Origin of the sequence: Sinorhizobium sp. NG07B, from assembly GCF_002532005.1 — a bacterium.
GTDB lineage: Bacteria > Pseudomonadota > Alphaproteobacteria > Rhizobiales > Rhizobiaceae > Sinorhizobium > Sinorhizobium fredii_C.
Map to the genome: position 1 here is coordinate 21,466 of NZ_NWTD01000014.1, position 21,358 is coordinate 42,823.

Annotated in this window: 19 protein-coding genes; 13 read left to right on the plus strand and 6 right to left on the minus strand. The window is 60.5% G+C overall.

Translation table 11 applies throughout. The features are described 5' to 3' along the window. Position 1: 1 nt before the first annotated feature. The 4 genes from CO664_RS26720 to CO664_RS26735 form a co-directional block, all read right to left on the minus strand. Positions 2-1,249, minus strand: coding sequence for an aminotransferase class III-fold pyridoxal phosphate-dependent enzyme (locus tag CO664_RS26720; RefSeq protein WP_097527548.1), 1,248 nt, complete (start codon positions 1,247-1,249; stop codon positions 2-4). A gap of 13 nt (positions 1,250-1,262) precedes the next feature. Then, entirely contained in the window at positions 1,263-2,747 is a 1,485-nt protein-coding gene (locus CO664_RS26725) for a GMC family oxidoreductase (protein ID WP_097527549.1), read from the minus strand. Continuing rightward, positions 2,744-4,183 carry a condensation domain-containing protein gene (locus CO664_RS26730; protein WP_097527550.1) on the minus strand — a complete coding sequence of 480 codons (1,440 nt, stop codon included), beginning with the start codon at positions 4,181-4,183 and terminating at the stop codon, positions 2,744-2,746. Before CO664_RS26730 ends, CO664_RS26725 begins: the two co-directional genes overlap by 4 nt. A 78-nt stretch (positions 4,184-4,261) precedes the next feature. Next, a complete protein-coding gene (locus CO664_RS26735; protein ID WP_097527551.1) occupies positions 4,262-5,218 on the minus strand; it encodes a sulfotransferase in 957 nt (318 codons plus the stop codon). A 679-nt stretch (positions 5,219-5,897) separates the two neighbouring features. On the opposite strand from CO664_RS26735, the gene CO664_RS26740 reads away from it, so the two are divergent. Together CO664_RS26740 and CO664_RS26745 are read left to right on the plus strand one after the other, a co-directional pair. Then, entirely contained in the window at positions 5,898-7,292 is a 1,395-nt protein-coding gene (locus tag CO664_RS26740; RefSeq protein ID WP_097527552.1) for a pitrilysin family protein, read from the plus strand. Further along, positions 7,289-8,632: a pitrilysin family protein gene (locus tag CO664_RS26745; RefSeq protein ID WP_097527553.1), complete on the plus strand. Its 1,344-nt coding sequence runs from the start codon at positions 7,289-7,291 to the stop codon at positions 8,630-8,632. Before CO664_RS26740 ends, CO664_RS26745 begins: the two co-directional genes overlap by 4 nt. A gap of 297 nt (positions 8,633-8,929) precedes the next feature. On the opposite strand, the gene chrA is transcribed toward CO664_RS26745, so the two are convergent. Together chrA and hemN are read right to left on the minus strand one after the other, a co-directional pair. Further along, complete coding sequence (chrA, locus tag CO664_RS26750; protein ID WP_097527554.1) at positions 8,930-10,156, minus strand: chromate efflux transporter; 1,227 nt, start codon at positions 10,154-10,156, stop codon at positions 8,930-8,932. A 150-nt stretch (positions 10,157-10,306) separates the two neighbouring features. After that, the gene (gene hemN / locus CO664_RS26755; RefSeq protein WP_234819602.1) at positions 10,307-11,746 is read right to left on the minus strand and encodes an oxygen-independent coproporphyrinogen III oxidase; all 1,440 of its coding nucleotides are present in this window, start codon (positions 11,744-11,746) and stop codon (positions 10,307-10,309) included. A gap of 561 nt (positions 11,747-12,307) precedes the next feature. On the opposite strand from hemN, the gene CO664_RS26760 reads away from it, so the two are divergent. From CO664_RS26760 to hypB, 11 genes are all read left to right on the plus strand, one after another. After that, positions 12,308-13,414 (plus strand): hydrogenase small subunit, encoded by a 1,107-nt coding sequence (locus CO664_RS26760; protein WP_097527555.1) that lies wholly within the window; start codon positions 12,308-12,310, stop codon positions 13,412-13,414. Then, positions 13,411-15,201, plus strand: coding sequence for a nickel-dependent hydrogenase large subunit (locus CO664_RS26765; protein WP_097527556.1), 1,791 nt, complete (start codon positions 13,411-13,413; stop codon positions 15,199-15,201). Before CO664_RS26760 ends, CO664_RS26765 begins: the two co-directional genes overlap by 4 nt. Positions 15,202-15,213: 12 nt before the next feature. Beyond that, positions 15,214-15,909 (plus strand): Ni/Fe-hydrogenase, b-type cytochrome subunit, encoded by a 696-nt coding sequence (gene cybH, locus CO664_RS26770; protein ID WP_097527557.1) that lies wholly within the window; start codon positions 15,214-15,216, stop codon positions 15,907-15,909. A 4-nt stretch (positions 15,910-15,913) separates the two neighbouring features. Further along, positions 15,914-16,519: a HyaD/HybD family hydrogenase maturation endopeptidase gene (locus tag CO664_RS26775; RefSeq protein WP_176536684.1), complete on the plus strand. Its 606-nt coding sequence runs from the start codon at positions 15,914-15,916 to the stop codon at positions 16,517-16,519. 297 nt (positions 16,520-16,816) lie between these two features. Continuing rightward, positions 16,817-17,113: a HypC/HybG/HupF family hydrogenase formation chaperone gene (locus CO664_RS26780; protein WP_028004120.1), complete on the plus strand. Its 297-nt coding sequence runs from the start codon at positions 16,817-16,819 to the stop codon at positions 17,111-17,113. A 128-nt stretch (positions 17,114-17,241) separates the two neighbouring features. Next, positions 17,242-17,682 carry a hydrogenase accessory protein gene (locus tag CO664_RS26785; RefSeq protein ID WP_097527558.1) on the plus strand — a complete coding sequence of 147 codons (441 nt, stop codon included), beginning with the start codon at positions 17,242-17,244 and terminating at the stop codon, positions 17,680-17,682. Further along, on the plus strand, positions 17,679-18,515 hold the full coding sequence (locus tag CO664_RS26790; protein WP_097527559.1) for a hydrogenase expression/formation protein: 837 nt from the start codon (positions 17,679-17,681) through the stop codon (positions 18,513-18,515). The genes CO664_RS26785 and CO664_RS26790 overlap by 4 nt, the downstream gene beginning before the upstream one ends. Then, positions 18,512-19,039, plus strand: coding sequence for a [NiFe]-hydrogenase assembly chaperone HybE (hybE, locus tag CO664_RS26795; protein WP_097527560.1), 528 nt, complete (start codon positions 18,512-18,514; stop codon positions 19,037-19,039). Before CO664_RS26790 ends, hybE begins: the two co-directional genes overlap by 4 nt. Beyond that, positions 19,036-20,148 (plus strand): nickel-dependent hydrogenase large subunit, encoded by a 1,113-nt coding sequence (locus CO664_RS26800; protein ID WP_097527561.1) that lies wholly within the window; start codon positions 19,036-19,038, stop codon positions 20,146-20,148. The genes hybE and CO664_RS26800 overlap by 4 nt, the downstream gene beginning before the upstream one ends. After that, the gene (gene hypA / locus CO664_RS26805) at positions 20,141-20,482 is read left to right on the plus strand and encodes a hydrogenase maturation nickel metallochaperone HypA (protein WP_097527562.1); all 342 of its coding nucleotides are present in this window, start codon (positions 20,141-20,143) and stop codon (positions 20,480-20,482) included. Before CO664_RS26800 ends, hypA begins: the two co-directional genes overlap by 8 nt. Beyond that, entirely contained in the window at positions 20,482-21,357 is an 876-nt protein-coding gene (hypB, locus tag CO664_RS26810; protein WP_097527563.1) for a hydrogenase nickel incorporation protein HypB, read from the plus strand. The genes hypA and hypB overlap by 1 nt, the downstream gene beginning before the upstream one ends. Position 21,358 lies beyond the last annotated feature (1 nt).

Genomic DNA, 21,358 nt, shown 5'->3' on the forward strand with positions numbered 1-21,358 from the left:
ATCAGGCCCAATGATGCTTGTTGGAAAGACATGCTTTCTCGGTGGCGTGAAAGGCCTCGGCGCAGTAGTTGACCATCGATGCGTCGGTAACCTGAGCATTCATGTCCTCGTCCTTGCGATAGTCTGCGAGAGCGAGCTCCAATGCTGTTTGCAGAGCTTTGAAAAATGCGCCATTCATGGACGCATTGCTCATGTATGTTCCCGGATAGCCTGTGTAGATGCCGTGTTGCAGACACCTCTGAGCGAAGGCCCTTCCATGCTTTTGCGAGGGCAGAAGGATATCGAACATCGTATCGCTTCCGAGAACGCGCGCAGGTATTTCGCTGCGCTTGAAGGAGGTTTGGAATTGCCTCTTGAGCGCTGAGCCCCTTTCGACGAGGCGATCAACAATTTTTGCTTCCTCAAATATTTCCTGTGTCAGGTTGCCGGCCACGAAGGCCCGGTTCTCGCGCAGATACGTGTTGCCGAGATAAGCCCTATCGGCTCCCGCCATGGCATCCGCGGTGCCGGCGACCGCGGAAAGGCCGACGCCTTGCGCGATCCCCTTGGCCAATGTGATGATGTCGGGTTTCACACCGTGCTTTCGGCAATAGCCACCCTTTGCATAACGAAGTCCGCACAGGACCTCATCCACAATCAGTAGGGCTCCATGCAGTCCTGCCAACGTGGAGATTTCTTGGAGCAATCCCGAAGGAAAGACTGAGGGCTCAGGCGTGAAGAAAATGCCTGCGACTCTGCCCTGGTTCCGGGCCAGTTGCTGTTCCAGAATACTGAGATCGTATTGATAATCCTGGATGTGTTGATCCTTAGCCGGCGGATTGTCCGACCAAGGATGCTGTTGAAAGATGTCGTGCCAGCCGTGGAAGCCAGCCGTCAGGATAACCGGCCGACCAGTTCGGTAGCGAGCGATACGAACGGCCGCTTCCGTTGCACAAGATCCGGTTCTCAGAAAGAACACTCTAGGAGTGTCTGGGAACATATCCGATATTTTTCCGGCAAGTAGCTGGCGTTGCTCGCTCACTGGCGATGGCAGAACGTCAGTTTCTTGCTCCATCGCCTGCGCAAGCCGGGTCGTGAATACCGTGTTATTGCTGCCCAACGGGGAAGCCCCGCTGCATGATGTCATATCCAGGTAGGTCTTGCCATGGATGTCCTCCGCTATTGCGCCATTGGCGGAGCGGAAGACGATGGGCGCCGGAGTGTCAGCCTCCCATTCAGCTAAATGTCCAGTAACTCCAGGATTGAGCATCCAAATTACCCCTCTACTTCAGTGACAGGGCCATTCTCCTCGCGTTGGCCATGATTGTGTGTGTCGGATTGCTGTTCCCCGCGAAATTCATAACGGAGCCGTCCATGACATAGATGTTGGTGAACCCATGGACCTTGCCGCAACTGTCTACGACGGAGCTCCTGGGATCACATCCGGCGCGCATGGTTCCGTGCAGGTGGGAACTGCCTCTTGCATGCGAGGAAGGTTCTCGTTCGATGCGGAATGCGCCCAAGTGGAGCAGAATGTCATCTGCGCGGTCGGCGAGAAAGCCTATTCGGGCTTTGTCATTTTCCGAGTTCCTGTATTCGAAACGGATATAGGGGATACCATACCGGTCAGCGGCGTCATCAAGCACTAGGCGATTGTGCGACCATGGCTCGTCCCCGGCTATATAGTGCAGGCGCACGCGGCCAATGTTCTCACTCGGCAAGAGGAAATTCGCTTCATAAATGAGGCCACCGAATCTGCATGGTACGTCAGTATGTTCGTAGAACTCGTCTGTATAAACGGTTGCATGCGGTCCCCAGTGCGAAGCCATTGCCTCGGAGCCGCAATTAGCCGCATCCACGTAGCCGACGGAGTAGCCGCTGATCTTGAAGGAGAGGCCTCGCCCAACAAGGTCAGATTCATTTCCTATTCCGTGCGGGGCATGCCCGCTCTTCGACCGAAGCATTAATGCCGCCGACTGTATCGCGTTTGCGCAGACAACGATCCTTTCAACTGGGATCCGGATCAGTTCCGATGAGAGCGCCACATAGCACTCCAGGGCTTCGGCCCGGCCGCCGCGGCCAATCTCGACGCGGTTGACGAAACAGCCGTAGAAAACCGAAATTGCTCCTGGCAGTTCGGAGTCATCCAATATGTTTCTTGCAAGCACTGATGCTCTCGCATTCGTAGGGCATACCAGCTCATCGCAAGCTGAACACTTGATACATCCTCTGCTGTCGCCAGGCGCCCGGATTGCCAGGGGGATCTGCTTCGGCCTTATGCCGAGTTCCTGCATCGCATCGGATAACATCACTCCACGGGGGCTGGCTGGGTACGATGCGTGCCCGTTCGTGCCACCGATCTCCAGGAGATGCTCGATCTGAGAATAGCAGGGTTCGAGATCCTGAAGGGTAATGGGCCAATCGACCTCCATGTCGGTCCCAAGATATTGGGAAGCTGACAGATCCGATTGGCGATATCTGAACGTGATTGCGTTGTAGAATTGCATTCCGCCGCCGACGCAACACGCCGTCCACGGGTTACCGTCAGTGGCGCCAGTGGACGTGAATGCCTTGCTGTATGCCGCTTGATGGGGCTCGTGCATGGCACCAGGAGAAACCAGGCCTCCATATTCCAGGACGGCCACGCGGCAGCCTTTTTCCGCAAGCGTTCGCGCTACTATCGATCCAGAGGGCCCGGAGCCCACGATAACCGCGTCGAAGGTTGTGTAATCACAAGAGGTCGCTGCAATGTGTCTGATGTCCGTCATTGGCAACGGTCTCCTGTCCGATGTGAAGTGGCGGGCCAGCAAGCGGTGCTCGCGACGGAGGCCAGGATGTGCTTTGTGCGGGCCACATAGTCGGGAACCGCGATGCCTGCGGGGCCGGTGGCCGGGTGGCGGTAGTTGGCGACGAGGCCGTCGAAGGTCCGCACGAACCAGAGGCATACCTCGTACGGATCGGTGCTGCGGCTACGCAGGGTGACAGCGTGCCAACTGTTCCAGTCCCGGGCGCCGGGGGTACGGCGAAGGTCCATGTACGAGACCATGAAGGGATCGCGGAGCGGCTGGCCGAGGAGATCCGCCACTCGGGGAATAGGTATCCTGGCCAGGTTCTTCGACCACGCCAGGTTGGTGGCCGCCCGACGCACCGCGTCGCAAAAGGAGTCGGTTGCGCCGAGCGGGAAAACAAACGGGCCCATTCCTACGTACCAGCCAATGGAGGACCGGAAGGGAGCTGTCCGGGTATGAAAGGGGACCATGGTTCGAAATTCACCCGAACCGGTGATTTCATGGCCGACTTTGGCGAGGCAGGCGAGCAGACCGGAGAACGAGTCTCCCCCGGCCTTACGGCAGACGGTGTCGAAGGCGCGCGCCGTGGATGTGTCGAGAAGCTCGGTGTATCCGCTTGGCTGGGCCGCGGAGCTGCTTCTCACGTCACTAACTGGTACAGGGAACTCCGGTAGTCGGCCGCCTGCCTCCGCGAGGAACTGCCGCCAATGGGCGATGGATTCGTCGTCCGGGGTCAGCGTGTCGGCCTCGGTTCGTTCGCCCTCCGCGAAATCGAGATAGCTGGATGTGGGGGGAAGAGGAGTCGGGACGGTCTTGCCGTCACGAACGGCAAGTGCTGCGGCGTACAGAGTGCGAATCTCATGCGCCGTTGCGAGAATGGAGTAACCGTCCATCAGGATGTGGTCGGCGACGAGACAGACCGTTATGGCCTCGGGGCGACTGATGGTGGCACAAATATATGCGGGCCACTCGAGTGGGCCGACTTCGGCGTCGAAGAGTTCCTCCAGGTACCGCGCCAGCTGCTGCCCCTCGGTGAAGTCCCCCGCCGCACTGTGGTGGATACTCACGGCTCCGGCCGGTAGCGTCCTGCGTTGGAGACGACCGCCTGGCGTGGAGCGAGGGGGTAGGCTGAGATGGCTCCGCAGGGTTTCGTGGCGGTCTGTCCACCCGCAAAGCGCCGTAGCGAAGGCATTCGTATCAAGTTCGGCGGGCAGATCGAAGACGCAGCCCAGCCAGGACGGTGGCAGGGAGGCCTCATCGGCCGCCTCGAGTGCATATGCGATGTGTGCTTCCTGAACGTGAGACGCCCGACGCTTATCTTCCGCCCAAATGGCCTCGGACATGCAGGGGGCGCAAGCCCGCCAGACGGTGAGGCGGCCCGGGGACAGATCGAGGGATGACATGTCAGTGAGCATGAAATGGGGTACCTGTCTGCGAGGAATGGTAGAAGCTTCGGGGCAGGCGGCGGCGGGGCGCTTCGGGTTCCTCCCGCGTCACCCTGCGCTCCCCGGATCCGGCATCGACAAGTCATAGCCCAGGTGTTGCAGCTCCTTCCCGGCGATCCGCTCGAACTCCTCGATTTCCGCGGGCGTGAGGTCCTGTCGGTACCGTCCCCGACGCCCGGTATCCAGCGGTTTACCCGCGGCTTCCGCTGCGGGATGCCCCCAGGGTTTGTCGAACAGCGCGTGCTTGTGCTCCGCGTGGTGCAGGACTGCCTCGTCCCATGGCAAGCCGAGGTGTTCCAGCATCCGACCGACGGTCTGGCGGGGGTGGGTCACCAGATCTTCATACCTCACTTCCAGATAACGACCGTCAGGAGCAGTCTGGCGGGGCCGGGTGACGATCTCCAGCCAGCCGGTCGCGGCCTGCGCAATAGTCCGGTAGCCCCAACCTGGGACGGTCTTAAGGTGTGAGGCAGCCAGGTCGCGGCCGTCGCGGATTATGTGAATGAAATGAGCTTTAGGCCATATCGCCGCGTACATGCCGATGTCCTGGATTCTCCGCTGAAGCTTCAGGCCCCATCGTCCGGCTCCCGTCTGTTCACGTCGGAATTCGCCAATGGCGTCGATGAGCCGGCAGCGATCGTCGAGGGACGACAGATCGGTACCACGCTCCGCCATTAGGCTGGTCACCAGGCTCCGCACGTCGTCACGGTCGAGACCGAAACGCTCGCACTGCACGACAAAGTGCGCGCTGTCGAACCACTCAGGATCAACGGTGTCCTTCGTGGCACCTGCCAGCCGTGGATCGCGGCGGTCGATCATGTCGCATACCGCGAGAATGTGCGGGCCGAGGTCGACGGGATCGGTGAAATCGATCTCCGGGCCGACGACCAAACCGGGGTAGGAGTCGAGCACGACACTCAGCAGAGTGGTGCCGGAGCGGTTCTCGCCGCCGAGCAGGACAGGGTTAGAAGGCAGAACGAGAGGAGAAGAACCGAGACCGGACATGACTTTCCTGCGGGCATGTGGCGTTCGGTCAATGCTGTACCGGCAAAAATCAATTGCTGCTATTAACACAAATGTAATTGTCCAGTTTATTTCCAAACATGGATAGGTTTTTCGTCAAACGTACAGTCTATTGTTTCTTTGCCGACGCAGTTGTTCGATAGCGGCGACGGTTTGGTCGGGGAAGATCATTGAATTGTCGGACGGAGCGCCCTTTTTGCGACAATTTGTTCGCGGAGATGTCGCGTTCCTGATTCGCCCAAACATGGCCGCGCTTGGGCACACTCTTCACTGGCGGTTCGACAGTGCCGCTGCAGCTTACCAGTACGAGACCTGGGGGGCTGCCAGAACATTCCGCTTCACGCCAAACGCCGGCGCCTGAACAGCATTTGCGACGGGGCAGTCCAGGTTTCGGAGCATCCCGGGCGAGCAACACCTCAAATGTATATCGGAATTGTCCGATGTACGACGATCCAGGGAACATGCCTCATTGTCGGGTCGCCTGGCCGCGTTGCTTTTACAAGAGTTTCCCCTTTGGCACGCTTAGTGCTTCATGTTTGTGGATGTGGCCACAGGCGTGAAGCGGCCGATCTTCGATCAGGGCCCACCTGGCTGCGGTGCTAAACAAAACAATTCAAACCAGCTAACAGGCCGACGATTGTGCCTTTGAGGGGAGCAGATGATGTATGGTCGAATAGATCTGCGTATCCGTGCAATCGCCCTGAGCATGGTTGTGCTGCAGGCGTTTACAACCCCGGAAACGCTGGCCGCCGAGATCCCGCGAGGCAAACCCGAGATTGGATATTTTGTACTGAGCAACGGCATGGAGGTGGTCGTCATACCCGATCACCGGACGCCGACCGTCACGCAGATGGTCTGGTACAAGGCAGGGAACGCCGATGAGCCACCCGGCAAATCCGGCATCGCGCATTTCCTGGAGCATCTCATGTTCAAGGGCACGGAGAAGCACCCTGCCGGCGAGTTTGAAGCAAAGATCGCTGAGATCGGTGGGGAAGAGAACGCCTTCACGTCGTCCGACTACACTGCCTACTATCAGACGGTCACGTCGGAGGCGCTCGGCACGATGATGGAATTCGAAGCTGATCGGATGCGCCATCTCGAACTTACCGACGCGGTCATCGTGCCGGAGCGCGATGTCATTCTCCAGGAGCGGCGCTCGCGCGTCGAGAGGGACCCCGAGGAGCTTCTCGAGGAGGAGATGCGGGCGACCCTCTATCAGAACCATCCTTACCGCATCCCGGTCATCGGCTGGATGCACGAGATGAAAGAGCTCAATCGTTCTGACGCCATAGCGTTCTACAATCGCCACTATGCCCCGAACAACGCCATACTGGTCGTGGCAGGAGACGTGGACGTCGGGGAGGTGTGGTGGCTAGCGAACAAGACCTATGGGGCCGTACCGCGTGGCCCGGATTTGCCGCAGCGCGTAAGGCCCCAGGAGCCGGAGCAGAACACCAAACGAACCGTGGCGCTCACCGACGCGCGCGTGACCGTGCCGAGTGTGCGAAAAGCGTGGGTCACGCCGTCCTACAGTACGGCCGAGCCGAATGAAGCGGAAGCCCTCGAAATTCTTTCGGAAATTCTCGGTGGAGGATCGCGCAGCCGGATCCATCAGGAATTGGTCGTGAAACAGGGGATAGCCTCTCGGGCCGGCGCCTATTTCCATGGAAGATCGCTCGATCCGTCCAGCTTCACGATTTATGGCTCGCCGCGCGGCGCGGCGACAATCGAGGCGGTGGAACGCGCGCTCGACGCTGAAGTCCGGAAAATCATCGAGACCGGTGTTCCCGATTTCGAGCTGGAGGGGGCCAAAAACCGCTTGGTGCGTTCGATGGTCTTCGCACGCGACAGCCAGGCGGGAATGGCCAACATCTACGGGAAGGCGCTTGTGACCGGCAGCACTGCCTACGACTTGGAGGTATGGCCGTTGAGGGTCGGCGCGGTAACCGCGGCGGAGGTGCAGGCGGTTGCCAGGAAATACCTTAATTCTGACCGCTCGGTGGCAGGATACCTGCTGCCGCGGGAGCACGCGGTCTCAGGAGATAAAACCCCATGACATGGTACAACCGACTGCCGACCGGAGCCGCCAAGCCACTGCTGATCGTAATTGTATTGCTGGGTCTTGCAGCGACGTCGGCTAGGGCGGCCATGGCCATACAGGAAGTGGAGACATCGAGTGCGATCAAGGCTTGGCTGGTAGAAGACTATTCGGTACCGATCGTCACCATTCGGTTCGCGTTCCGGGGCGGCACCACGCAGGATCCCTCCGGCAAGGAAGGTCTTGCCCATCTCATGACCGCATTGCTCGATGAAGGGGCCGGCGACCTTGACAGCGAAGCCTTCCAGGAGCGGCTGGACGATACCGGCGCCGAGATGCGGTTCGAGGCCGGTCGTGATGCGGTCTACGGCTTCATGCGAGTGCTCGCCAATCAGAAGGATGATGCGTTCTATCTCCTCCGGCTGGCCATCGAGCAGCCGCGCTTCGATCAAGCGCCCATGGATCGCATCCGCGCCCAGATCGTTTCGGGCATCATCGCGGAAGCCAAGGATCCGGAGACGGCCGCGCAGGGCGCATGGAGGAAGGCGCTCTATGGCGATCATCCTTATTCCTGGCGGAACGAAGGGAGCGAGCAAACCCTTGCCACTGCCACGACCTTCGATCTCAAGGCGCTCCATAAGCGGCTCTTCGCGAGGGGCAAGCTTGCCATAGCCGTAGCAGGAGCGATCGACGCCGGTGCACTCAAGCACGATCTGGATCGGATATTCGGCGGGTTGCCTGCCGAGCCCTCCTTGGCGCCGGTTGCGGACACTGCCCCTAAGCTGGCGCAGGAAATTCGCATCCCGTATAATTTACCCCAGACTGGTCTGCGCCTGGTCTATCCGGGAGTTAGCCTCAAAGACCCGCAGTTCTTTGCAGCCTATCTGATGAATGACATTCTAGGCGGAGGCGCGTTCACGTCCAGGCTCTGGAACGAAGTACGCGAGAAGCGAGGGCTCGCTTACCACATTCGATCTGCCCTCGTGAACAATGACCATGCCTCGGCTCTCGTTATCGCCACGGGGACCCGCCCGGATCGGGCAGCAGAGACACTCGCCCTCATTCGCGCCGAGGTGAGGCGGATCGCGGAGGAGGGCGTCAGCGAGGAGGAGCTCGGAGCGGCGAAGAGAAAGGCGATTGCCGGTTACGCAATCCGCAATCTCAACTCGTTCCGCACCGTCGCCGACACTCTGGTCGATATCCAAATGAAAGATCTCGGCATCGATTATATCGAGCGGCGGAAACAGTTGATTGAGGCTGTGAACGCGGAGGACGTCCGGTCGGCCGCAAAACGGCTTCTCTCCCAAGACCCCGCCGTGATGATTGTCGGACCACCCCTTGAGGATAGGAAAGGGTAAAACGGGTCGGCGGCAGACGGGACCCATCTTCCCTACCGCCCTGAACCGGTTGTTGCAGGACAGGCGTTCTCTGGCTGATCCGGTGGCGGTCGATTATATCCACAGATGCGACAAACATCCCATTCGTCGACTTCCGCTCCTCTGCTGATTTTGATTGGAAACCGACCTCGCGGCAGCTTTGCGCGAACCTCCTCCATATCCCCACGAGCGAAGCTCGAGCGTTGGCACTCTGCTGACATCGTTGATGCGTTCACCCGTCAGGCGAAGATTTTGCCCGCCGCGATTCTAAAGTGGAGGTCAGGCGAAGCCTATCAGCACGCCGCCGACGGCTGAGACGACCACCACGATCCAGGGCGGGGACTTCCAGGACATGAGAAGGACAAAGCAAATCAGAGCGAGCGCCAACTCGTGCGGGCCAACGATCGCGCTGGTCCAAACGGGCTGGTAGAGCGCGGCTCCGAGGACGCCCACGACCGCCGCGTTGGCCCCGCGCATCAGCGCCTGCGCCGCAGGCCTCGTGCGAAATGCATCCCAGAACGGAATGGTGCCGATCAGCAGCAGAAAGCCGGGCAGGAAGATCGCGATAACCCCGATGCCGGCTCCGATCAGGCCGTTGGGCTCGGGGCCAAGCGCCGCACCGAGGTAGGCGGCAAAGGTGAACAGCGGCCCCGGCACCGCCTGTGCCGCGCCGTATCCGGCGAGGAACTGGTCGGCCATCACCCAACCGGGCTGCACGACCTCCGCCTGCAGGAGCGGCAGGACGACGTGCCCTCCGCCGAAGACAAGCGCGCCGGCGCGGTAGAAGGCGCCGAAGACTGCCAAGCCTTGCGACGAAGTTGTCGCGGCCGCAATCGGCAAGCCGAAGAGCATGCCGAAGAACAGGACGAGCGCGATCCAGCCGACGGAATGCGATACCGGAAAGCTGACATGCCCGGTGATTGCCTCACCCTTTCTCCGGCATAACAACAGCCCGGCGACACCGCCGACGACAATGGCCGCGAGCTGACCGACGGAGCCGGGAACGAGAACGACGATCAGCACGGCGGCGAGCGCGATGCTCGCGCGTTCCCTGTCCGGGCACAGCTTACTGGCCATGCCCCAAACCGCCTGCGCGACAATGGCGACGGCGACAACCTTCAGTCCGTGGATGACGCCGGAGCCGAGAGGCCCGCCGAAGGAGGCCGCCCCGAACGCGAAGAGGACGAGCAGGATCGCCGAAGGCAGCGTGAAGGCGGCCCAGGCTGCCGCTGCTCCCAGCGGGCCGCCGCGAAGGAGGCCGAGCGCGAATCCTGTCTGGCTGGAGGCGGGGCCGGGGAGAAATTGGCAGAGCGCCACGAGGTCCGCGTACCCCTTTTCGTCAATCCAGCGCCGCCGGACGACCAGTTCGTCACGAAAGTAGCCGAGGTGCGCGATCGGACCGCCAAAGGAGGTCAGTCCGAGCTTCAGAAAGGTCGCAAAGACCTCGCCGGCGCTGCCCCTCCGGTGATCCGTACGTTGGGCCGCCTTGGTAGCAGTGTCATTCATGGACCGTTCTTCTCTCGTGCTTCTCCGCTTCCATTGCGAGTGTCGCAGCGGGATTGGCAGCTAAGCCAAAGCCCTTCTTTATCCTTGAAATACAAAACTCTGAAGAAGGAGCAAGTGTATAGCTCATCAGCACGACGCGGCCCCACGGCGCTAGTACCGGGAGCGGTCGAGATAAGCGTCGAATGCGGCAGCGACAGATCTAAGCACAAAGCCATGCTCCTGCCGCACGCTGACGAAACCATTGTCAATATCTACGATCCCGTCCTCGACCAACGGAGTCAGACGCTCGGCTCGATCCAGAAGGGGGATCGGATCAAATCCGTGAGCTGCGCAGACTGCGGGCACGTCCACCTCTAAATTGCACATGAGCCGTTCGATGATATCGGCTCGCACGCGATCTTCGACGCTGAGTCGGTAGCCACGCGCTGTCGCCAAGTGGCCAGCTGCGATGCGTCGGCTATACGAACTCTGTGAGATCTCGTTCTGGACATATCCTTTGCCGAGACGACCAATGGCCGACGGGCCGAAGCCGATCAGGGTTTGGCATGTGTCGGCCGAGTAGCCCAAGGAATTGCGCCGCAGACGACCGGCCCTTTGCGCGAGCTCGTCATCCGGCAAGGCGAAATGGTCGAGCCCGATCTGGCGATACCCCGCGGCAATCAGCGTATCGGCAATGGCCGCTGCCTGTTCAGCGCGGGCAGCAACGTCGGGCAGTGCTGTCTCAGCGATCAGGCGCTGATTCTTTCTATAAGAAGGAACGTGCCCGTAACCGAATACCGCAAGCCGGTCGGGGCGCATGTCGACCGCTGTCGTTGCGCTCTGGACACAGGACTGCACTGTTTGATGCGGGAGACCGTACATGAGATCGAAATTGATGCGACTTACTTTATGCCGGCGCAAGTTTTCGACGGCAGCCGCCACTATTGCCTCACACTGGACCCGATTGATTTTCGTTTGAACAGTTAGATCGAAGCTCTGCACGCCGAGGCTCGCGCGGGTCACCTCGGCAACTTCCAAAGCTTCGGCCATTTCCGGCGTGAAAGTGCGAGGATCGATCTCGATAGCAACGGTAGCCGCTTTCTCAAAGGCGAAGCGGCGGCGCAGAATCTGCATTAGGGCGAGAAACTCAGCGGGCGGCATGATGGTTGGCGTTCCACCGCCGAAATGCACGTCGCTTACCGGTAGCGCCTGCGGCGCTTGCTCCGCAACCAAACGGATTTCCTCACTTAACACCGAAAGGTACTCGACAATCGAGGCCTGCCTACGAGTAATTCGCGTAGGGAATCCGCAATACCAGCACATTGACCGACAAAATGGAATGTGGAGATAGAGCGACACCGCCTCGTCAGCTGGCAGCCCCTTCAGCCATTCCTCGCAATCCTCCGCGGCGACCGCCGGGGAAAATTCCGACACTGTCGGATAGATCGTGTACCATGGCAGGCGCGCATCATAATGCTTTGTATGCAGGGAAGTTGGCGGCGCGATGGTTTGTTTCCAGTCGGACCGCGAGGATGTCCAGATCCCACGCGTCTTCTTCCGTTGGATCGAATGCGATTCCGCCGTCCGGATGCTTTCATCAAGGTCAGCCATTGGTTCCCGCCACTGAATGCCAGTCGTCAGTGCCTGTCGCGTCAATAAGGGTTTCAAAACTCATGCCGACTCCGGTGCGGCATCGGGAGAGGAAGATTTTCCGAGACTTATCAGGTGTAATCTTCGACTAAATAAAAACGACAAAACAAACTCGTGTCGCGCATTCGACAAACACGACAGTATCGTGCGCAATCGCCTTCATCTTGCGTGAATGGCGACTAGCCCCTCGACAGTGGGCTTACACAGCCGACGGGTGACGGCGCGGCGGAAAGCATAATTTCCGGTTCGCTCGGAACAATGTTGAGGAAGATCGCTCGAAGGGCTTGAAGACGGGCCCACTTGATAGATTACTCAATCGATGCTCCGCCATACTCTCGCATGCCGATTGAGGACGACGATCACCCATCGTTGGCACGCCACCCCTTCGTTTTCTCCTCTGAACAAAGCCTTGACGAAGACGTGGTCGGCCAACGGGAACCGGTCCGCTTCTTGCACGATGCCCCTGTGACAAAGCGGTTGCCAATCGGGACGTGGTTTAGAACGGATTGCTGGAGGAGCACGATGGCAACTGCTGAGACATTCTACGATGTCATTCGCCGCCAGGGAATCACCCGACGCAGCTTCACCAAGTTCTGCAGTCTGACGGCCGCGAGCCTTGGCTTCGGTCCGGGTGCGGCGACCGCCATGGCCGAGGCGCTTCAGACCAAGGAACGTGTGCCTGTCATCTGGATGCATGGGCTCGAATGCACCTGCTGTTCGGAGAGCTTCATCCGTTCGGCCCATCCTTTGGTAAAGGATGTCGTGCTGTCGATGATCTCGCTCGACTACGATGAAATGATTATGGCCGCTGCCGGCCATCAGGCCGAAGCCATTCTCGAGGAAACCAGGGCGAAATATAAGGGCAAGTACATCCTAGCCGTCGAGGGCAACCCGCCGCTCAACGAGGACGGCATGTACTGCATCACCGGTGGCCGGCCTTTCGTCGACAAGCTGAGGTGGATGGCAGAGGATGCGATGGCGGTCATCGCCTGGGGCTCCTGTGCCGCCTGGGGCTGCGTACAGGCGGCTAAGCCGAATCCGACCCGGGCAACGCCGGTTGACAAAGTGATCCACGGCAAGCCGATCATCAAAGTTCCGGGCTGCCCCCCGATTGCCGAGGTGATGACCGGCGTGGTCACCTTCATCATCACTTTCGACAAGCTGCCCGAGCTCGACCGTCAGGGGCGGCCGAAGATGTTCTATTCGCAGCGGATTCACGACAAGTGCTATCGCCGCCCGCACTTCGACGCCGGCCAGTTCGTCGAGCAGTGGGACGACGAGGGCGCGCGCAAGGGCTATTGTCTCTATAAGACGGGCTGCAAGGGCCCGACGACCTACAACGCCTGTTCCACAGTGCGTTGGAACAGCGGCGTTTCATTCCCGATCCAGTCGGGCCACGGTTGCATCGGCTGTTCCGAAGAAAGCTTCTGGGATCAGGGCAGCTTCTATGACCGGCTGACCAACTTTGAACAGTTCGGCATCGAGGCCGATGCCGACAAGATCGGCTTGACCGCGGCTGGCGTCGTCGGTGGCGCGATCGCCGCGCATGCCGCTGTGACCGTCATTAAGCGCGTAACCACGAAGCGCGGAAGGACCAAAGCATCGCACGGGCAGGAAACACCGCCATGACGATCGATACTCCGACAGGCTACACGCTGGACAATTCCGGCAAACGCATCGTCGTCGATCCCGTCACCCGCATCGAGGGCCATATGCGGATCGAGGTCAATGTCGATGAGAACAATGTCATTCGCAACGCCGTGTCAACCGGAACCATGTGGCGGGGCATCGAGGTGATCCTCAAGAATCGCGATCCGAGAGACGCCTGGGCCTTCACGGAGCGCATCTGTGGCGTCTGCACCGGCACGCATGCCTTGACCTCGGTGCGAGCAGTGGAAAACGCGCTCGGCATCACGATTCCCGAAAACGCCAATTCCATCCGCAACCTCATGCAGCTTGCCTTGCTGGTTCATGACCACGTCGTGCACTTCTATCACCTGCACGCGCTTGACTGGGTTGACGTGATCTCGTCGCTGTCGGCCGATCCGAGGGCGACCTCGGCGCTGGCACAGTCGGTATCCGACTGGCCGCTTTCCTCGCCCGGTTATTTCAAGGACGTCCAGGCACGGCTCAAGAAATTCATCGAGTCGGGCCAGCCCGGTCCGTTCAAGAATGGCTATTGGGGCAATGCCTCCTACAAGCTGCCGCCCGAGGCAAACCTGATGGTGTTGACGCACTATCTGGAGGCGCTCGATTTCCAGAAGGAGATCGTCAAGATCCACGCGATCTTCGGTGGGAAAAACCCGCATCCGAACTGGCTGGTCGGGGGCGTGCCATGTCCGATCAATATCGACGGAACCGGCGGTGTCGGCGCTATCAACATGGAACGGCTGAACATGGTCGGGTCCGTCATCGATCAGCTGATCGAGTTCAACGACAAAGTCTACATTCCCGACATCATGGCGATCGGGACCTTCTACAAGGACTGGCTCTATGGCGGCGGTCTCTCCGGCAAAAATGTGCTCGCCTATGGCGACGTGCCGGAGCATGCCAACGACTATTCGGAAGCGAACCTAAAGCTGCCGCGGGGCGCGATTATCAACGGCAAACTCGCGGAAGTGCATCCCGTCGACCATGCCGATCCCGAGCAGATCCAGGAATTCGTGACACACTCCTGGTACAGATATCCCGACGAGACCAAGGGCCTGCATCCCTGGGACGGCGTCACCGAGCCTCATTACGAGCTCGGGCCAAACGCCAAGGGCAGCAAGACCAATATTGAACAGCTCGACGAGAACGCGAAATATTCCTGGATCAAGGCGCCACGCTGGCGGGGTCATGCCATGGAGGTCGGGCCGCTGGCGCGTTGGGTCCTCGGCTACGCCCAGGACAAGGCCGAGTTCAAGGAGCCGGTCGATAAGGTCCTCAAGGATCTCGGCCTGCCGTTATCGGCGCTCTACTCGACGTTCGGCCGCACCGCCGCCCGCGCCCTTGAATCTACCTGGGCCGGCCACCAGATGCGCCACTTTCACAACAAGCTGATCGCCAGCATCAGAAGCGGCGATTCCTACACTGCCCATGTCGACAAGTGGAAGCCGGAGACGTGGCCCAGGGTGGTCAAGGGCGTCGGCTTTACGGAGGCGCCGCGCGGTGCGCTCGCGCACTGGATCAAGATCAAGGACGGGAGAATCGATAACTACCAGTGCGTCGTTCCCACGACGTGGAACGGCAGTCCACGTGATCCCGCTGGAGACATCGGCGCCTTCGAGGCGGCGCTTATGGATATGCCGATGTCCGACCCTGCTCAGCCACTTGAAATCCTGAGAACCATCCATTCCTTCGATCCCTGCCTGGCATGCTCGACCCATATCATGGGCCCGAACGGGCAGGAAAGGACGAGGGTTCAGATCCGGTAAGGAGGTTTGCTGATGGCTCTCCATGAAAAAAAGGAAGTCGGGCGCCTGAGCGTCCATGTTTACGATGCACCGGTGCGCATCTGGCATTGGGTCAATGCCTCCTCGATCATGATCCTCGCTCTGACCGGCTACCTCATCGCCTCGCCGCTGACGTCCGTGTCCGGGGAGGCGAGCGCCAACTATCTGATGGGCCGTATCCGCTTCATCCACTTCGCGGCGGCACAGATCCTCACAGTGCTCCTGATCCTGCGGGTCTATTGGGTCTTTGTGGGTGGCGTGCATGCCCGGCAAATCTTCTACATACCCATCTGGAGCGACCGCTTCTGGAAGGAGTGGTCGCATGAAGTTCGCTGGTACATGTTCATGGCACCCCAGCCAAGGAAGTATCTAGGCCACAATCCGTTGGCGCGGTTCACCATGTTCCTCATGTTCACCATGCCGCTGTTCTTCATGGTGATCACCGGCTTTGCGCTCTACAGCGACGGTGCGGGCCGAGACAGTTGGGAATATATGCTTTTTGGCTGGGTATTCTCGATCTGGCCGAATAGTCAGGATATCCACACCAACCATCATCTCGGAATGTGGGTCATTCTCATTTTTGCGATCGTCCACATTTATGTAGCGGTCCGCGAGGACATCATGAGTTCGCAAAGCATCATCTCGTCGATGATCTCGGGCGAGCGGCTGTCCAAGGACATGGAGGACTAGACGGTTGCTCCATCATCAAACCCCCATTCGCGCCGCGCCCCGCATTCTCGTGCTCGGAATCGGCAATATTCTCTGGGCCGACGAAGGATTTGGCGTGCGTGCGGTCGAAGCCTTCCACAGGGCCTATGAAGTGCCTGCCAACGTCACCGTCCTCGACGGCGGCACGCAGGGCCTCTACCTGGTGCAGTTCGTCAACGAGCACGACCGGCTCATCGTCTTCGACGCGATCGACTACGGCCTCGCACCGGGGACGATGAAGGTGGTCGAGGACGATGAAGTGCCGAAGTTCACCAGTGCCAAGAAAATGAGTCTGCACCAGACCGGCTTCCAGGAAGTGCTGAGCGCGGCAGATCTCATGGGACAATACCCCGAGCGCCTGACCCTGATCGGTTGCCAGCCGCTTGATCTTGAAAACTGGGGCGGTTCGTTGACAGCTCCGGTCAAGGCCGTCATTCCGGCGGCCGTCGACACCGCCTTCCGGACACTGCGGGACTGGGGCGTCGCCGTTGCCGCGAGGCCTGAAGGGGCAGTGGTTCCGCCGCTTCTCGAAAACGATATCGACATGGAAAACTATGAGCGCCGTGCCGAACGGGTGGCGTCGAACTGGTGAGAAGAGTCCTAAAAACCTCTTCCATGGCTATGCACATGGCGCCAAGCTGCCGGAAAGGACGCGTGGGCGATATGGCAGGCTCCACTGCCGCCATAATTTATCCTGCGTCCCCTCGGCATCGAGCTGGGTTTATCGGGTTCCCCAACGGCAGGTCGCCGCCGCAGACGGCCATCGCCTGTGCGGACGCGGTTCTGCTCGCCTGCGCATCTCACAAGCTGGCGCTATTGGGCTTCGTACGGCAGCGCTGTTCCCGCGCCTGCGGATTCTGCAGCATCGGAAAGGTAGAGGAGGAGCACCATGTGCATAGCGATTCCCATGCGGATCGTCACTGCCAATGAGTTCGTCGCGCAGTGCGAGCGTCATGGCGCAATAGCTACAATCTCCCTCTTGCTTGTCGGCCCACAGCCGACCGGAACCCACCTCCTCACTCATCTCGGCTCCGCCATTCGCGTGCTCGACGCCGATGAGGCCCGCGCGATCGACGACGCGCTCGCCGGCCTCGTTGAAGCCAGCGAAGGCCGGGCCTTCGAACCGCTCTTTGCCGATCTTATTTCCCGCGAGCCCGAATTGCCGCCGCATCTTCGCACCGAGTGAAAGCAACATGTCCAGACTGCCGATGGTGGTTTTCCCCTTCCAGATCACCGCAGCTCGATTTCTTCAGTTTGGCACGGCGCTTGCAAACTACCCCGGAACGTTCGGAGTGCTGATTTGTGGAGGAGACGATGCCATCTATCTTGGTCCGCCCCGCGAGGGAGCGGGCGCTATCCGTCATCGATGAGACGAATATCGATGCGTGTGTCGTACGATCGAAGGGCGAACCCGACAACCCCGCGCTGGTCTTCACCGGTACTCCCGCGCAGCGGCTAGAGGTCGAAGGAGTCGCGGTCGTTCGTCCCCATCTACCGCAGGTCTTTTGCGGCCAGCGCGGTGCTGTGGTCTGCCGAACGGCCAATGGCAAGCTCAAGGGCCGCTTGAACGTGGTTGAGCCGAGCTTGGCCGCTATCGGACGTGAGCGAACGGCAGGCGTGGTCGGCAAGGCCAGCGACCGGTCGGTGAACGTCGAGAAATTCGGCGCCCGGTTTTCTTCCGTCGTGTCAATCAAGGTGCGCACCGGCGGGCCGAACCTCGCGATCACCCGTGCCGCCAAGGCGATCGTGCGATGAAGCCTGGTTTCTGGGCCGCCCCAAAGGGTGAGGCAAGCGTGATCACCTTTGACGCCGAACCTCTCCACGCTCGCAGGCTCAATTTGCTCTCGACCAATAGGGCAGATGAGCTGATCCGCCGATGTTGGAGGACGGCGCTGCTCCTGCCGGCGCTCGCGGATGCGCTGGCGGTTTATAAGTCCGACCGGCCGAGCCGGATGTTCGACATCACCGACTATCCAGAGGACGACAGAGAGCTGATCACCCAGATCCTCGGCGAGGGCGAGGTTGCCGGTGTCGCTGTGCTGGAGAACGGCATCATCGCCCAGGTGCAGGAGGCTGTCATGGCCGGCGTCTGGCGGATCCGCTTCACCGTCGGTGACGGTCGGATCGTTGCCGACTATATCGAGGTGGGCAGCATTCCCGCTGCTGTCAGGCTGGCCTGTTCCCGACTACCGGCATCGATCAGCCACGGCGCTGCGCCGGCTGGCGCCATGAATGTCATGCCCTTGCTCACCGAAATCGGTGATCGGATCACCCGCCATCGCGACAGCGACCCAGCTCATGTCATCACCTTCTCGCTCTTCCCTATGAGTCCGCAAGACATGACCTTCCTGCAAGATTCACTAGGGGTTGGGCCGGTGCGGCTCACCTCTCGCGGATATAGAACTTGCCGAATTGTCGCGACCGGGGCTCGCAAGGTCTGGTCGGTGCAGTTCTATGACGTCATGGACACGATCATTCTCGATACGCTGGAGATCTGCGACATACCCTCGATCGCCATTGCCGCCGAGGAGGATTTCCAGGACTCAAGGATGCGGCTTCGGGAGATGGAGGAGGCCCACTTCAAATGAGCGGCTCCTCAGACAAGTGCGAGGCCGTATCCGGCACGGCGCTGGCGCTCGGCGAACGGGTTGTGGCCTGCTATCGACACATTCACGAAACCGCCATGACTGACGTGCCGATCTGCAATCCGGCGCTTAAGGTCGCGGCTACAGGCTTCCGGACCTATCGCGGCCGCGCCTTCGGCATTGTGACCACACCTTGGTTCATGAATCTGGTGGGCGTCGATCTGCCTGAAGGGACACCTGTCGCGCCTGCCGCCATTGGCACCATCGTTCGAATCGGCCTTCCTGCCGGGAGAGGCGAATTCATTGCCGGCGAGCTCCACGGGATCGGCCGGGTCGATTCCTGCGCGCTGCTCTCGCCGGTCTTCGAATTCGCCACGATGGAAGCGGCAATCGAAACGGCGGAGGAGGCCGCCCGTGCCCTCTTAGGTCCCGCTACGCCCGAGCCTGCGCGGGCACCAGCCGCGGTCTTCAACCGGCGGGAACTGTTGCGCGGGCGGTTCCTCAGGTGCGAGGAGGTGTCGAAATGACGTTTCTTCGCCGGCAGGGCACGATCAGTATTGCGGTGACGGTGTCAGGCGGAGTTGCATCTTCCGTCGCAGTGAAGACGAACCGGCCGCAAGGCCTAACCCGCATCTTCGTCGGCCGCCGGGCAGAGGAGGCGCCCACACTCGCACGGCAGCTGTTTTCGCTATGCGGCTTCTCGCAATCGGTCGCCTCAAGGCTCGCTGTCCTGAATGCGGCAGATCTGCCCATGGGTGAAGGGGAGCGCGTCGCGGCCGCCGCAGGTCTGCACGCCGAACGGATCTTCGAAACTCTGCGGGCGCTGATTCTCCATTGGCTGTCTCCATTGCCGAGCGAGCTTGCGAGGGTCGCCGGCAGATGTCTGCGACAGGCACAGGCTGCCTCACAGGAGATAATTGCGCAGGCGAGTAGCGGCAAGACGAACCCCCAACATCTCGCTTTGGCGGTCGCTCGCCTCTGCTCAGTGGCCAGGGCGATCGGAGTTTCCGACCCGGGCGACATGCCCTTGCCGGGCTCGGCCTGTGCAGCAATGCTGCAGGACATAGTCGACGATCGAGTTTTTGCTGACCGGCGGCTTGATGCGCTGACCGTCGAAGATGACCCGGAGGTCATCGCCCGCCTCCGTGATGAACCCGATTACACCAACCTGCCGGATCTTCCCGGCCGGGTTGTCGAGACGGGGGCCTACGCCCGCCGCCCCGCATGGGGAGCTGCCGCGGGCTCCCATCTCGTGCAGCGCTTCCTGGCCCGGATCAGCGATGTCAGCTACTGCCTCGGGCAATTGAAAACTCTCGCCGGCGCAGGCGAAGCTGACTGGGCAACTCTCGCCTGCGGCGCACCGACGCCGGGCGCGGGCGGCTATGGAGCCGTGGAATGTGCACGCGGCCGGCTTTATCATCAGGCAGAGATAGCCGACAACGGCAGGCTCTCGGCCTATCGAATCCTTGCCCCGACCGCATGGAACTTTCATCCGGCCGGCCCTTTCGTCGAAACACTTCTGTGGTCGCGGATCGGCTCAGACGATTGCGCCCCCCGCTCCGTCTCCCGGCTCGCCGTTCTGTTCGACCCTTGCGTCGCTTTCGATGTCGGCCTCCATGAGGCCGACGATGCATGAGATGTCGCTGATGGAAAGCGTGATTGAGATTGTGTGCGAGACCGCGCGGCTGAATGGCGCAAGACAGGTCCAGTCAATCCGTCTCGATGTCGGCGTGCTGAGCCACGTCGATCCTGACGCGTTGCTCTTCTGTTACGAAGCGGTGCGGCACGGCACGCTCGCTGGACGGGCGAAGCTCGAGATCAATCGCATCGCCGGCGAGGGCTGGTGCCTCGATTGCGGCAAGAAAGTAGCTTTGCAGAAGCGATTCGGTCCCTGCCCCGGCTGCGGGCGGCATCGAATCCAGATAACCGCAGGCGACGAAATGAAGATCAGGGACATGGAGGTGATTTGATGTGCACGGTATGCGGTTGTGGAGCCTCACCCGTCGAAAGCTGCAATCACGAGGCGGGCAGCCATGGCCATAGCAAGGGCGAAGGGCTCGACCGTGACCATCATCACCATCACGGCCATGACCGTCATGCTCACGATCATCTCCACCGCGATGGCGCCCGTAATCACCGCAGCGACGGCCTGGGCGGCGTGCATGTTCCCGGCATGAGCCAGGAACGGATCATCCAGGTCGAGAGGGAGATACTCTCCAAGAACGACGCTTATGCGGCCGAAAATCGGAGGTTTTTCGTAAACCAGGGGATTTTCGCGCTCAACTTTGTCTCCAGCCCGGGCTCGGGCAAGACCAGCCTGCTTGTGCAGGCGATCGGCGAGCTTAAGGATCGTATGACGATCAATGTCATCGAGGGCGATCAGCAGACTTCGAATGACGCGGCTCGCATTCGCGAGGCAGGCGCACGCGCGATCCAGATCAACACCGGCAAGGGCTGCCATCTCGACGCCCATATGGTCGGTCATGCGGTCGAGGACCTTGCGCCTGAGCCGGGCTCTGCGCTCTTCATCGAGAATGTTGGCAATCTTGTCTGTCCCGCCGCTTTCGATCTCGGCGAGGCTTACAAGATCGTGGTGCTCTCGGTCACCGAGGGCGAGGACAAGCCGCTCAAATATCCCGACATGTTCGCCGCCGCCGACCTGATGATCCTCAACAAGGCGGACCTGCTGCCCTATCTGGATTTCAACATCGAGCTTTGCATCACCAACGCGCTCTGCGTGAATCCGCGGCTGCACAGCCTGATTGTCTCCGCGCGCTCGGGCGAGGGGATGGAAGCCTTCTATGGCTGGCTCGAAGCGTCCGCTGCGCGCTCGAGGGTGGTGTGAA

Coding starts and splice junctions, on each gene's coding strand:
- CO664_RS26745 (WP_097527553.1), top strand. CDS start 7,289: ATGACATGGTACAACCGACTGCCGACCGGAGCCGCCAAGCCACTGCTG.
- hybE (WP_097527560.1), top strand. CDS start 18,512: ATGAGCGGCTCCTCAGACAAGTGCGAGGCCGTATCCGGCACGGCGCTG.
- CO664_RS26720 (WP_097527548.1), bottom strand. CDS start 1,249: ATGCTCAATCCTGGAGTTACTGGACATTTAGCTGAATGGGAGGCTGAC.
- CO664_RS26800 (WP_097527561.1), top strand. CDS start 19,036: ATGACGTTTCTTCGCCGGCAGGGCACGATCAGTATTGCGGTGACGGTG.
- chrA (WP_097527554.1), bottom strand. CDS start 10,156: ATGAATGACACTGCTACCAAGGCGGCCCAACGTACGGATCACCGGAGG.
- hemN (WP_234819602.1), bottom strand. CDS start 11,746: ATGGCTGACCTTGATGAAAGCATCCGGACGGCGGAATCGCATTCGATC.
- hypB (WP_097527563.1), top strand. CDS start 20,482: ATGTGCACGGTATGCGGTTGTGGAGCCTCACCCGTCGAAAGCTGCAAT.
- hypA (WP_097527562.1), top strand. CDS start 20,141: ATGCATGAGATGTCGCTGATGGAAAGCGTGATTGAGATTGTGTGCGAG.
- CO664_RS26735 (WP_097527551.1), bottom strand. CDS start 5,218: ATGTCCGGTCTCGGTTCTTCTCCTCTCGTTCTGCCTTCTAACCCTGTC.
- CO664_RS26765 (WP_097527556.1), top strand. CDS start 13,411: ATGACGATCGATACTCCGACAGGCTACACGCTGGACAATTCCGGCAAA.
- CO664_RS26780 (WP_028004120.1), top strand. CDS start 16,817: ATGTGCATAGCGATTCCCATGCGGATCGTCACTGCCAATGAGTTCGTC.
- CO664_RS26785 (WP_097527558.1), top strand. CDS start 17,242: ATGCCATCTATCTTGGTCCGCCCCGCGAGGGAGCGGGCGCTATCCGTC.
- CO664_RS26730 (WP_097527550.1), bottom strand. CDS start 4,183: ATGCTCACTGACATGTCATCCCTCGATCTGTCCCCGGGCCGCCTCACC.
- CO664_RS26790 (WP_097527559.1), top strand. CDS start 17,679: ATGAAGCCTGGTTTCTGGGCCGCCCCAAAGGGTGAGGCAAGCGTGATC.
- CO664_RS26740 (WP_097527552.1), top strand. CDS start 5,898: ATGTATGGTCGAATAGATCTGCGTATCCGTGCAATCGCCCTGAGCATG.
- CO664_RS26725 (WP_097527549.1), bottom strand. CDS start 2,747: ATGACGGACATCAGACACATTGCAGCGACCTCTTGTGATTACACAACC.
- cybH (WP_097527557.1), top strand. CDS start 15,214: ATGGCTCTCCATGAAAAAAAGGAAGTCGGGCGCCTGAGCGTCCATGTT.
- CO664_RS26760 (WP_097527555.1), top strand. CDS start 12,308: ATGGCAACTGCTGAGACATTCTACGATGTCATTCGCCGCCAGGGAATC.